The sequence below is a fragment of the Kribbella jiaozuonensis genome (assembly GCF_005233875.1).
GTDB lineage: Bacteria > Actinomycetota > Actinomycetes > Propionibacteriales > Kribbellaceae > Kribbella > Kribbella jiaozuonensis.
The window spans coordinates 350,864-363,214 of sequence record NZ_SZPZ01000006.1; the positions used below are offsets into that span (position 1 = coordinate 350,864).

Below are 12,351 nucleotides of genomic sequence, written 5' to 3' on the forward strand. Positions count from 1 at the left end.
TTTACAAAACTGCTCCTGATGTCAAGTGTTCGGACAGAGTGTCCTCAGCTGTCAAGTGACGAGTAGTGCGACGCGTCGCCTGTTCGCGGCGTACTGCGGACGCCGTCGACGCTGACCGGGACGTCGCCGGCGAGCGTGATCCGGTGCAGCCGGCGCGGCTGGTCGTCGTAGTCGGCGACGCCGAAGTGCTGGGTCGCGCGGTTGTCCCAGATCGCCAGGTCCCCCGGCTGCCACTGCCAGCGGACGGTGTTGTCGAGGTTGGTGACCCGGTTCTGCAGGAGCTGGAACAACGCGGTCGTCTCCGCACTGGTCAGTCCGACGAAGCGGCGTACGAAGTGGCCGAGCACAAGCGACCGCTCGCCGGTCTCGGGGTGGACGCGAACCACCGGATGCTCGGTCTCGAAGCGCTTGGACTCGAACTGCTTGTGGTGCTCCTCGTACTTCACGTCGACGCCACCGATCCGGCCCTCGTCCGCGTGGCCGGCGTAGTCGTACACGTTGCTGTGCACCGCCCACAGCCGATCGACCAACGCCTGCAAGGCCTGCGGCAGCTTCGCGTACGCCGCAACCGTGTTCGCCCAGCTGGTCGCCCCGCCGTACGCGGGCAGCGTGACGGCCCTGAGCAGGCTGATCGCGGGGATGCGGTCGACGAACGTGACGTCGGTGTGCCAGCTGTTCGCCTTGCTGTAGTCGGAATCGATCGGCAGCACGTTCGCGGCGCCGTCGAGGCTCTTCGATGTCGGGTGCGCGAGCGTCGGCGTACCGAGAAGCTGGGCGAATGCCAGCTGGCCGGCGTCATCGAGATGGTGCTGCTCGCGGAAGAAGATCACCTTGTGGTCGAGCAGTGCCTGCCGGATCGCGGCCACTGTCTCAGGCGCCAGCTCGCCGCCGAGCCGGACGTTGCCGATCACCGCGCCGAGCGCCCCGCCGGCCTTCGCGACGGTGATCTCCGGTGCCTGCAGTTGCGTGGTCATGAGTACTCCCTCACGGTCGGTTATCATCCATAATCCGACTGGATTAGTAGACTTATCGGCCGTTTCGGGATGCGAGACCCTTCGGCCGGCCGGAGCACGTAGGGTTGGGGACGTGTCAACCGCCGAGATCCAGCCCGCCCCGACCGCCGCCGATGTGCCGGAGCTCGTGGTCGGATTCGACCTGGACATGACGCTGATCGACTCCCGGCCGGGGATCCAGGCTGTCTGGGATCTGCTGGCCGCCGAGACCGGTGTGCCGATCGACACCGACCTGGTGGTGAGCCGGCTCGGGCCGCCGCTGACCTGGGAGATGGCGAACTGGTTCCCGCCGGAGCAGGTCGAGCCGCTGATCGCGCGATACCGGGAGCTGTACCCGTCGCACGCGATCACCGGCAGCCTGCCGCTGCCGGGCGTGGCCGAGTCGCTGGCCGCGATCCGGGCATTGCGCGGGCGGACGATGGTCGTGTCTGCGAAGTACACTCCATCGGTGCGGCTGCACCTGGAGCATCTCGGGTTCGACATCGACGAGCCGGTCGGTGATCTGCACGGAGCCGAGAAGGGTACGGCGCTGCGCGAGCACGAGGCCACGATCTACGTCGGCGACCACACCGCCGACATCGACGGGGCACACGCGGCCGGAGCGCTGGCGGTATCGGTCGCGACCGGCCCGTTCACCGCGGATGAGCTGCGGGCGTACGGCGCCGACGTCGTACTGAACGACCTCACGGAGTTCCCGGAGTGGCTCGAGGAGTACGTGCTCGAGCAGCGGCTGGAAGCGTTGATGAAGCGGCTGTCGTCGTACGACAAGATGGTCGTCGCGTTCAGCGGTGGCGCCGACTCGGCGTTCCTGCTCGCGGCCGCGGGCCGCGCGATCGGGCCGGCCAACGTCGTCGCGGCGACCGCGATCTCGCCGTCGCTTCCGGCGGCCGAGCTCGAGCCGGCGGCGCGGTTCGCGGACACCATCGGCGTACGGCATGTCACCCCGCACACGCACGAGATGGAGCGCGAGGGCTACCAGGCCAACTCGGGTGCCCGGTGCTACTTCTGCAAGGCCGAGCTGATCGAGACGCTGCAGCCGATCGCGGACGAGTTCGGGATCACCGCTATCGCCACCGGGACCAACGCCGACGACGCGATCGCAGGGTTCCGGCCGGGTATCCGCGCCGCGTTCGAGCGGGGCGCGCTGACGCCGCTGCGGGATGCGCGGCTGACCAAGTCGCAGATCCGTACGGCGTCGCGCAGCTGGGGACTCGAGACCTCGGACAAGCCGGCCGCGGCGTGCCTGTCGAGCCGGATCGCGTACGGCATCCGCATCACGCCGAACCTGCTCGTGAGGGTCGACCGGGCCGAGCAGACGGTCCGCGCGCGGCTGGCGTCGTACGACGTGCAGAACGTGCGGGTGCGTGATCTCGGTGAGAGCGCCTCGATCGAGATCGACTCCGATCTGCTGGATCGGGTCGACCATCAGGAGCTGGTCGATGCGGTCATCGCCGAAGGGTTCGCGGCGGCGCAGGTGGACCCGCGCGGGTTCCGGTCCGGGTCGATGAACGAGCGGCTCGCGGATCCCGAAAAGTATCGGAGTTTGTGAGGTGCGGGAAGACTGCCGGATCAGGTAGTTTCCCGGAGGCGCGGTTGCGCCGGGTCACGTACGCTGGGTTTCCTGATCGGGCCTCACGGCTCGATCGCTTCCGACGATACTGATGAAGAGGTTCCCGTGCCCGTTGGCAAGGTGAAGTGGTACGACTCCGACAAGGGGTTCGGTTTCCTCAGCAAGGAGGAGGGCGGGGACGTCTACGTCCGCGCCGAGGCCTTGCCGGCCGGTGTCACCAACCTGAAGCCCGGGCAGAAGGTCGAGTTCGGCGTCGTCGAGGGGCGTAAGGGCGAGCAGGCCCTGCAGGTCCGGCTGATCGACCCGCCGCCGTCGGTGGCGAAGGCGATGCGCCCGAAGCCGGAGGAGATGCAGGTCGTCATCGAGGACCTGATCAAACTCCTCGACCGGATCGGCGAGAACTACCGCCGCGGCCGCCAGCCTGACAACAAGTCCGCCAAGCAGGTGGCGACGGTACTGCGCGGCGTCGCCGACAAGCTCGACTTCTGACCGTCAGCCGCTCCGGCTGATCAACGAGTCGATCCCGTCGAGGACTGTGGTCAAACCGAACCGGAACTCGGTCGGGTCGTTGTCGATGAAGTCCTGCGGCCCGTCCATCGTCGTCGCGATCGCCGGGAATCGATCCGGGGTTGCGAGCATCCGCAGCCTGCGGGCGTAGCGTTCGCCGGCCGCGGCGGCCTCGTCCGGGGGCATGTTCAGCATGTTCACGCTGAGTCCGGTCGTGCCGCGGACGAAGATGTTCACCAGCAGCATCGCGGACATCCGGTCGTTGGAGGTCAACGGCGTACCTTCGAACGCCTTCAGGCCGGTCTCCATCCAGACCAGCTGGTTCGGTGAGAGCGGCGGCTCGAACACCGGGACCTGCAGGATCCATGGGTGCTTCTGCAGCGCCGCCTGGAACGCCTCGGCCCACGTGGTTATGCGCTCGCGCCAGTCGGCGGTCTCGCTCACCTCGGGTGGCAGGCCGAACGCCTGGTCGAGCATGACGACGTACAGGTCGTCCTTCGCCTCGACGTACCGGTAGAGCGCCATCGTGGTGACGCCGAGCTCGGCCGCGACCTTGCTCATCGAGACCGCGGTCAGCCCGCCGGCGTCCGCGAGCCTGATCGCCGCTTCGCCGATGTCCTGCACCTGAAACGCAGGCTTCGGCCCCGGCCGGCTCCGCCCCTCGATCCCCCAGAGCTGCTGAAGCACCCGCGGCAGTTCGTCGTCTTCCATGGTCGCCATCCTCTCCCCCTCCGCCGAGCGGAGCGAGGCTTCTTTTTGCTCTTGATCTTATCTGTTTACAGCATAGACAGTCTTGTGTATGGTCTGTGTATGGCGCACACAGTGTGCGGTGTAAACAGATAAATCTTCGGAGGGGCATCATGAGTAAGCCGGAACTCGCGGGACGCAAGGAATGGATCGCGCTCGGCGTGCTCGCGCTGCCGCTGCTGCTGGTCTCGATGGACGTCTCGGTGCTGTACTTCGCGGTCCCGTTCATCAGCGCGGATCTCGGCGTGTCGGCGACCGAGCAGCTGTGGATCTTCGACATCTACGGGTTCGTTCTGGCCGGTCTGCTGATCACCATGGGTTCGCTCGGCGACCGGATCGGGCGACGCCGGCTGCTGATCTTCGGTGCGGTCGGCTTCGGGCTCGCCTCGGTCGCGGCGGCGTACGCGCAGAACCCGGAGCAGCTGATCGCGGCCCGCGCGCTCCTCGGCATCGGCGGGGCGACCCTGATGCCGTCGACCCTGGCGCTGATCCGGAACATGTTCCACGACCCGAAGCAGCGGTCGAAGGCGATCGCGTTCTGGAGCGCGGTGATGATGGGCGGGATCACCCTCGGTCCGGTGCTCGGCGGGTTCCTGCTGGAGCACTTCTGGTGGGGCTCGGTGTTCCTGATCAACACCCCGGCGATGATCCTGCTGCTGGTGCTCGCGCCGGTCCTGCTGCCGGAGTTCAAGACCCCTGCCGGGGGACGGTTCGACTTGCTGGGTTCGGTGTTGTCGCTGGCGGCCGTGCTTCCGGTCATCTGGGGGATCAAGGAGATCGCGGCGAACGGTGCGGCGGTGCTGCCGGTGGTGGCGATCGTGGCCGGGCTGGTGTTCGGGGTGCTGTTCGTCCAGCGGCAGCGGACCGCGGCGTACCCGATGGTCGATCTGTCGATGTTCCGGAACCGGGCGTTCAGCGGGTCGTTGGCTGCCAACACAATCGGGACTTTGGCGCTGGTGGGGAACGCGGTGTTCCTGACCCAGTACCTGCAGCTGGTGCACGGGCTTTCGCCGCTCAAGGCCGCGTTGTGGTCGCTGGCTCCGTCGGTGCTGGTCGGAGGCGCGGCTCCGTTGGCGACCGCGCTGGCTGGGAAGCTGGACCGGGCGTATGTGATCGGTGGAGCGTTCGTGCTCGCGGCTTCCGGGTACGCCGTACTCACCCAGGTGCACGTCGACTCGTCGCTGGCGGTGCCGCTGGCCGGTGCGGGTCTGCTGGCCGCGGGACTGGTGATGGTGATGACTCTGGTCACCGAGGCTGTCGTCGGTTCGGTCGCCCCGGAGCGGGCCGGCTCGGCGTCCGCGGTGATGGAGACCTGCTCGGAGTTCGGCGGGGCGCTGGGCATCGCGATCCTGGGTTCGATCGGCACCGCGGCGTACCGCTCAGACCTTCCGTCGTCCCTCCCCGCCGGTGTCGCCGCCCCCGTCCGCGAGGGCCTCCCGGCCGCCACTGCCGCCGCCACCCACCTCCCCGGTCAGCTCGCCGACACCGTCCTAACCACCGCCCAACGCGCCTTCACCCACAGCATGAACGTGGTCGCCCTCGTAGGCACCCTCCTCCTCCTGGCCACCGCCGTAACCGCCACCCTCACCCTCCGCGGCACCACCCACCCAACCCCCACCCAAACCCCCGACCCCGCCACCGAGGAGCCAGCCCTAACCCCAGCCCTCTAACCCACCCCACCCCACCCCACCCAACCGGCGGCCGGCGTGAACCCTCACCCCGGCCGCCGCCCACGTCAACCACTGCCCCGGCGCGTCAACGACCGCCCCGGCGCGTCAACGACCGCCCCGCGCCTGAGCCGCCGCTCGGCTTCTGGCCACTCCGCCCGGCCGCGGCTGCGCCGCCCCTCGACTACTCAGCCGCCGCCCCGCGCCCGCCGCCTAGCGCCCGCCGCCGCTCCGCGCCTGGTCTTCGCCGCCGGGCGCGGCTGTCTCGATCCCCCCGACCCCTCAGCCGCAGGCTGGGGTTAGCGGGGTGGGTGGCGGGGGTTGGTTCCGCCGGGGCGGCGTTTGAAGAGGTTGCCTCGGGTGCGTTCTTCGGTTGGTTCTTCGGCCCAGGGGGACTGGTTCTGGGTGTCGTCGTCCTCGTCGGGCTGGCCGCTCCACCACCGGCCGGCAGGCGGGTTCGGAGGGCTCGCGGGTTCTGGGCGGCGGTCCGATGGGGGGACTGTTGGTGGCTGATCGCCACGCCATTCGATGGTCGGTTCTTCGCCGGAGTCCGAGCGACGCGCCCGGTTCGCGCGTTGCTCGGCGACGCTTGTGGTGAGGATCGTCCGCGTGGTGCTCTCCGGGCGCGGCCTGTCGTGCGACCCGTCATCGTGTCGATCCCCGGACGGCCGCCTCGACTGCGACCCGGTTCGCGGCCCGCCGAGACCGCCCGGACGCAGCGGTCCGTCGGCGGGGCGAGCCGCCGGGCGCATCCGCAGTACGAGGAAGACCACGACCACCAGCACCCCGGCCAGGAACCCGAACCCGAGCCGCGGGATCAGCGGCAGCACAATTCCGCACCCGCCGCCGATCACCCAGGCCAGCTGCAGCACGGTCTCCGAGCGCGCGAACACCGACGTACGCACGGACTCCGGCACGTCCCGCTGGATCATCGCGTCCAGCGACAGCTTCCCGAGCGAACTGCACAACCCCGCCACCAGCCCGAGCGCGATCAGGATCGGCAGCCCGTACAGAACGGCCACCGCGACCGCGACGATCGCGTCCGCGAGCAGCACCGCCAGCACGACCGCTTCCGGTTTACGTGCCTTGAGCAACGATCCGAGGACGGTGCCGAGACTGTTCCCGATCCCGGCCGCCGCGATCACCGCACCGGCCGCGACCGCGCCCTTCACTCCGCTGATCGGCTGGTCCCGCAACAGGAACGCCAGATACATCGTCAGGAACCCGGACACGAACCGCAGCCCGAGATTGCACCGGATCCCGCGCGACACCGCGGCCGTGATCGCCCGCCGCCGCGCATCGCGTCCCGCCGTACCCGTGACTTCTTCATCCGCGGGGGAGTCGACCGCGCTCGGCAGCCGGATCGCGAGGATCAGCCCGACGATGTACACCAGCGCCGCCCACCGCAGCGACCACTCCGGCCCGATCGCGGCGAACGCAGCGGCGATCCCGGCGCCGATGGTCGCACCGGCGACACCGGCCAGCGAGATGCGCGAGTTGGCCGTGACGAGCGTGATCTGCTTCGGGAGCAGGCGCGGTACGGCGGAGGCGCGCGTGACGCCGTACGCCTTGGATGCGACGAGGCAGCCGAGGGCGGCCGGATACAGCCAGGCGGATCCGTGGCCGGAGATCGAGGACGCGAGACTCCAGACCAGGAACGCACGTACGCCGAGTGTCGCGCCGATCGCCCAGCGCCGACCGTGCCTGAACCGGTCGAGCATCGGGCCGATCAGCGGCGCCATCAACGCGAACGGAGCCATCGTCAGCAGCAGGAACAACGCCACCCGGTCGCGCGCCTGGTCGCTCGGCACGGTGAAGAACACAGTCCCGGCGAGCGACACCGCGAACGCCGTATCGCCGGCCGCGTTGACCGCGCCCAGTTCAATCAGCCGCGAAAGTCCTGACTCACCGGCGCCTTGAGCGCCCGTCAGACCGCGGATCCGTCGGCCGGTCGCACGACCGACCTTCCCGCTGACCTCGGCCGCCTTCTTCGACGCCGACGCGACGCCCTCGGCACCGACCTTGGAGGCATGCCCGACCTTCTTGCTCGCAGACCCCACCCGCCCCCGAGCATCACTGAACCGATCACCCGCCGACTTCCCAGCCTCGCCGCCAGTCTCGCCGCCAGGCGCACCCGAGCGTGCTCCGCCGTTGGTCGGCCCCGGACGTGCGCCGCCGGGCGCGCCGGGGCGTGGTCCGCCGCTCGTCGCCCCGGGGCGCTCTGCTCCGCCGGACCGGCCGGCTTCCCCCGTGTCGCCCCCCATGCCACCACCCGCCCGCTTGTCCGCAGCCGCTCGGTTCGATGCGCGTCCGTCCCTATTCTCCTCCCGGCCTCGGTCCGTGTCGCCGCGCGACCGGCCGGCGGCGTCGCCGTCGCGCCTGCCGCGTCCGGCGTTCGGGTCGTCGGAGTCGGGGGGATGCATGGAACCATCCTGCCTCGCACCGGGGACAGAGCGCAGTCACCGCGCGTGCGAGCGGCCCGGATGCGGTTCGGCGACGGCGGTTCGGCGTACGGGGACAGGCAGGGCCGGCGTACGGGGACAGGCAGGGCCGGCGTACGGCGGCAGGCAGGTCCGGCGTGCTGCGACGGGCGGTTCGGCGTACTGGGAGCGGCGTGCGAGAATGGGCGATTGTGACTCCCGTCAGAACTCCGGAACCGGTCCGTGCCAAGCCCGACGCCGTCTGCGTCGCGGCGGTCGAACCGGCCCGTGAGGCTGCGATCGCCGAGGCCGGCGCCGCGCAGGTCGGTGAGCACCTCGGTCATCTGGTCGAGGGTGAGCGCCTCGTCACGCACTACTTCGCGTCCACGCATCCCGGGTACCGCGGGTGGCGCTGGGCGGTCACCGTCACGCGCGCCTCCCGCGCCAAGACCGTCACGATCAACGAGGTCGTGATGCTGCCGGGAGACGTCGCGATCGTCGCGCCTGAGTGGGTCCCGTGGTCGGATCGGGTGCAGCCCGGGGATCTTCGTCCCGGCGACCTTTTCCCGACCGCTCCCGAGGACCCGCGCCTCGAGCCGGGGTTCACCGACACCGCGGACGCTCCTGAGGACGTTCTCACGGTGGTCGAGGAGCTCGGTCTCGGTCGCGAGCGGGTGCTGTCGCCGTTCGGGCGGGAGGAGGCGGCCGAGCGTTGGTACGCCGGTGACTTCGGGCCGACGTCGCCGATCGCGCAGGCCGTTCCGTACAAGTGCCACTCCTGCGGCTACTGGATCCGCCTCGCCGACAGCCTCGGCCAGGCGTTCGGGGTATGTGCCAACGAGATGGCTCCGGGCGAGGCCCGCGTCGTCGCGTACGACTACGGCTGCGGCGCGCACTCTGACGCCACCATCGACATCCCCGAACCCCCCACCCCCGACCACGCGTTCGACACCACCGGCTACGACAACCTCGAACTCACCGAGCCCGAGGTCGCCGTAACCCCCCGAGCCGCCGAAGAACTCGCCGAAGACTAACGGCAAAGGACACGGCCTAACGGCCGCGACAGTTCTCTTTTAGCCGCCTTCGGCGGGGCTGGTCACGCGTTCGAGCGGGAAAGTCGCCGCCATGCAACTGCGGCGGAGCCTGCTGGCCGCGTTCGCCGGCGTACGACCGGAATCGGACACGACCTAACGGCCGCGACAGTTCTTGTTGCCGCCTTCGGCGGGAGTTGGTCCCGCGCTCGAGCGTAGGGGTTGGCCGCCAAGCAGCTGCGATGGGGGCTGCTGGTCGGGTGCGCCGGCGTGTGCGCTGGATCGGGCACGGGCTAACGACCGCGGCTGGGGTGGGGTCTGGTGGACGCGTTTGCTGGCGGGTGAGGCCAGTCGGGCACGGCCTAGCGGCTGCGACGCCTTCGGTGGGGTTGGGGAATCGCGGTCAGCGGGGGCTGCGGGCTATTTGGAGTAACGTCTCGGCGGCTGGTGGTAGGGGGCGGGTTTTTGGCCAGATGGCTCGGAGTTTGCGGTGGAGGTCGGCTCCGGCTAGGCGGATCTCGACTAGGTGGCCGAGGGCCAGGTCGTCTTCGACTGTGGCGGCGCTCAGGACGGCGGGGCCGATGCTTGCGGCGGCTGCGCTGCGGACGGCGGCGTTGACGTCGAGGACCATCAGGGGGTCTACCGGTTGGAGGCCGGCGCGGGTGAAGACCCGCTCCAGGGTCTCCCGGGTCCCGGAGCCTGGCTCGCGCACGATGAGTGGGGTGGCCGCGAGTTCGGCGAGTTGTACCGGCTGGCGACGTCGTGCCCAGGGATGTGCACGGGTGACTACGACGACGAGCCGGTCGGTGGCGACTGTCCGTGAGCTGAGTCCGTGCGGCACCGCGGGTCCCTCGACGAACCCGATGCTGATCTCGTGGCGTGACGCCAGCGCGGCGACCTGCTCGGAGTTGGTCACCTTCAGGCTGAGCTGTACGCCGGGCGACTGCCGCTGGAGCTCGGCGACCCAGCCCGGCAGGAAGCTCTCGGCCAGCGTCATGCTGGTCGCCACTCGCAGGTCACGCCCGCGCTCGGCACGAAGAGCCGCCGCACCGGCCAGCAGGTTCGCGGCCTCGGCAAGTACCTGTTCGGACCAGTGACACACGGCCTTGCCTTCGGTGGTCAAAGCCGAGCCACGAGTGTCACGCTCGGCAAGTTGTAGCCCGAGCCGGCGTTCCAGCATGCCCAGACGTTTGCTGGCGGCAGGCTGGCTGATCCGCATCCGCTCCGCGGCCTGGCCGAGGCTGCCGAGCTCGGCGACCAGTGTCAGCAGCCGCAGGCTGTCGAGGTCCAGCGAGGTTTCGCTCATAACCATTCATTATGAGGAGTTACTGCATTGGCGGGTACTCCCGTTCGCCGCACCCGGTGATGCTCGGTGGCAAGGCCGACAACGGTCACCGAACGAAGGGAAGCGGACCATGTCGCACCACCTCGACACACCACTCGCCAGGCAGAACGGACAGCTCTACATCGACGACCTCTACGTCTTCTCCGGGGACGACAGCACGGTGTTCGTCATGGACGTCAACTCCACGATCACCGGGGACGACGTCCAGCCGGGGTTCCACCACGAGGCCCGCTACGAATTCAAGGTGCACGTCGACGACGCGGAGTACGAGTCGCTCACCTACCGGATCTCCTTCGGCGAACACGATGCGGCCGGCCGGCAGCCCCTCGCCGTACACGTGCTGACCGGCGACGACGCCCGGGAGGACAGCGTCGACGGAGAGCTCGTCCTCGAGGGGAGGACCGGCGAGCAGGCCGAGGGTGCGGGGCTGCGGGTGTGGGCCGGCCGGATCCACGACTCGTTCTACATCGACCTGTCGCTGCTCTCCCGGGTCAACGCCGCCGTACACGACGGTACGGCGGTTGCCCTGTCCGGATGGCGGCCCGAGGAGGCGCGCAACAGCTTCGCGGGTACCACTGTCGAGTCGATCGTCCTGGAGATCTCACACCAGCACCCGGTGCTTACGCCGGGTACGCGGACCGGTGTGTGGTGCACCACGAAGCTGGCGACCGATGCCGGCGGCTGGCGGCAGATCAACCGGGCCGGCAATCCGATGATGTGGCCGATCTTCTGGCCGGACGACACCCGCTTCACGTACCCGGCCAACACCCGCCACCCGTCGCAGGACTTCACTGCCGACGGCAAGAACCTGGCGGACAGGGTCGCCGCGGTGGTCGCGGCCGGAGGCGCCGCGGGCGACTCGCACGGCTACGGTGAGACGGTCGCCCGCCAACTGCTGCCCGACGTTCTCCCGTACGTCGTCGGCACGCCGGCGAGCTTCGGATTCGCGACCCGCAACGGGCGCGGTCTCGCCGACAACGCCCCGGAGCTCATGCTCTCGATGGTTGCCGGCACCGCCGTACCGTCTGGCCTGGACCCGTCGGCCAACGAAAACCTGCGCCGACCGGCCTTCCCGTACGTCGACCCCGCCTGACTCCCCGCGGCAACAGGAACTGGCTGGGTGTCAGGTTGTAGTGAACCTGAGGTCTGAGATGTCGGACAGGTTGATGCCGTAGCGGGCGTACACCTTGGTGGTGTTCTCGCCGGTGAGGTCGTGTTCGGGGTAGCCGAGGGTCGCGGCGACTTCTACGACGTGTTCGCGAGAGTGGCTCTCGATCTCGAGGTACGGCGGGATGTGGGGCCAGTGGTCCAGCTCGAGCTGGGCGCCGTACAGCTCGAAGCTGGTGCGGCGGTTCTCCTGGTAGGACTTGGGTGCGAAGCCGATCCGGCGGAGCAGTTCGGCCGTGGTCTCGAACGAGTTGACCGCGACCTCGGTCTCCGTCGTACCGTCGATCCCGTCGTGGGCGATCTCCTTTACGGTGAGCGTCACCTCGGTCCCGCTGTCCCGCAGCCGGATCCAGCGTGACTCGTCGCCCACGGCAACGTCGTACACCAACCGCCGCATCACCCGGTCCGCGACCCGACGCCCACCCAGCCCGAGGATCTTCTCCGCGACGAGCGCCGGATCAACGTCCAGCACCTTCGCCTCATACTCGACGGGCAACCCGACTCTCCTCCGGTACGGCTCAGTCCTCCGTTGCCGGGCGGTGGCCGGCTTGGATGGCGGTCCAGCGGCGTTTGCAGTACCAGAGGCCGATCAGGCCCAGGCCGAAGCCGGCGACGGGGACCCAGAGCCACCAGCCGAGGCCGTTGTCCTTCAGGCGGTCGCGGAAGATCAGCAGCACGACGAAGGCGACCGCCCACAGGGCGATGCCGGTGATGACGCTGGGGATGCCGGACAGGTCCAGCGGTTTGACCTCGGCGTGCACCAGCTCCCCGCGGGCCAACTGGCTCGTCGGGTCGGTGCGCTTCTTCGGTCCGTCCTGCTCCTCGCTCACACCCTCACTCTAACCCGCAACGGATTGGTGTAAGTGCTCGCAACTGGCCGGTAG

At 69.4% G+C, this 12,351-nt stretch carries 11 protein-coding genes; 5 read left to right on the top strand and 6 right to left on the bottom strand.

From position 1 onward, the window contains the following. Nucleotides 1-44 precede the first annotated feature (44 nt). Nucleotides 45-974: a TauD/TfdA dioxygenase family protein gene (locus FDA38_RS37040; protein WP_137258837.1), complete on the bottom strand. Its 930-nt coding sequence runs from the start codon at nucleotides 972-974 to the stop codon at nucleotides 45-47. A 112-nt stretch (nucleotides 975-1,086) separates the two neighbouring features. Between FDA38_RS37040 and larE the strand changes: the two genes are divergently transcribed. Continuing rightward, a complete protein-coding gene (gene larE / locus FDA38_RS37045) occupies nucleotides 1,087-2,562 on the top strand; it encodes an ATP-dependent sacrificial sulfur transferase LarE (RefSeq protein WP_202878015.1) in 1,476 nt (491 codons plus the stop codon). Between the two features lie 126 nt (nucleotides 2,563-2,688). Then, nucleotides 2,689-3,072 carry a cold-shock protein gene (locus tag FDA38_RS37050; RefSeq protein ID WP_130441062.1) on the top strand — a complete coding sequence of 128 codons (384 nt, stop codon included), beginning with the start codon at nucleotides 2,689-2,691 and terminating at the stop codon, nucleotides 3,070-3,072. A gap of 3 nt (nucleotides 3,073-3,075) precedes the next feature. Here FDA38_RS37050 and FDA38_RS37055 read toward each other — a convergent pair whose 3' ends face one another. Beyond that, complete coding sequence (locus FDA38_RS37055; protein ID WP_170989995.1) at nucleotides 3,076-3,801, bottom strand: TetR/AcrR family transcriptional regulator; 726 nt, start codon at nucleotides 3,799-3,801, stop codon at nucleotides 3,076-3,078. A 149-nt stretch (nucleotides 3,802-3,950) separates the two neighbouring features. Between FDA38_RS37055 and FDA38_RS37060 the strand changes: the two genes are divergently transcribed. Then, on the top strand, nucleotides 3,951-5,507 hold the full coding sequence (locus FDA38_RS37060) for an MFS transporter (protein ID WP_137258840.1): 1,557 nt from the start codon (nucleotides 3,951-3,953) through the stop codon (nucleotides 5,505-5,507). A gap of 296 nt (nucleotides 5,508-5,803) precedes the next feature. Here the strand turns inward: FDA38_RS37060 and FDA38_RS37065 are convergent, their stop codons facing one another. After that, a complete protein-coding gene (locus FDA38_RS37065) occupies nucleotides 5,804-7,768 on the bottom strand; it encodes an MFS transporter (protein ID WP_233715149.1) in 1,965 nt (654 codons plus the stop codon). Nucleotides 7,769-8,136: 368 nt separating this feature from the next. Between FDA38_RS37065 and FDA38_RS37070 the strand changes: the two genes are divergently transcribed. Then, the gene (locus FDA38_RS37070) at nucleotides 8,137-8,958 is read left to right on the top strand and encodes a DUF3027 domain-containing protein (protein ID WP_137258841.1); all 822 of its coding nucleotides are present in this window, start codon (nucleotides 8,137-8,139) and stop codon (nucleotides 8,956-8,958) included. 400 nt (nucleotides 8,959-9,358) lie between these two features. Here the strand turns inward: FDA38_RS37070 and FDA38_RS37075 are convergent, their stop codons facing one another. Beyond that, nucleotides 9,359-10,261 carry a LysR family transcriptional regulator gene (locus tag FDA38_RS37075; protein ID WP_137258842.1) on the bottom strand — a complete coding sequence of 301 codons (903 nt, stop codon included), beginning with the start codon at nucleotides 10,259-10,261 and terminating at the stop codon, nucleotides 9,359-9,361. Nucleotides 10,262-10,370: 109 nt separating this feature from the next. Between FDA38_RS37075 and FDA38_RS37080 the strand changes: the two genes are divergently transcribed. Next, nucleotides 10,371-11,393, top strand: coding sequence for a DUF4331 family protein (locus FDA38_RS37080; protein WP_137258843.1), 1,023 nt, complete (start codon nucleotides 10,371-10,373; stop codon nucleotides 11,391-11,393). Between the two features lie 30 nt (nucleotides 11,394-11,423). Here FDA38_RS37080 and FDA38_RS37085 read toward each other — a convergent pair whose 3' ends face one another. Next, complete coding sequence (locus tag FDA38_RS37085; RefSeq protein ID WP_137258844.1) at nucleotides 11,424-11,963, bottom strand: class IV adenylate cyclase; 540 nt, start codon at nucleotides 11,961-11,963, stop codon at nucleotides 11,424-11,426. A gap of 22 nt (nucleotides 11,964-11,985) precedes the next feature. Further along, a complete protein-coding gene (locus FDA38_RS37090) occupies nucleotides 11,986-12,297 on the bottom strand; it encodes a DUF2530 domain-containing protein (protein ID WP_137258845.1) in 312 nt (103 codons plus the stop codon). Nucleotides 12,298-12,351: the final 54 nt, after the last annotated feature.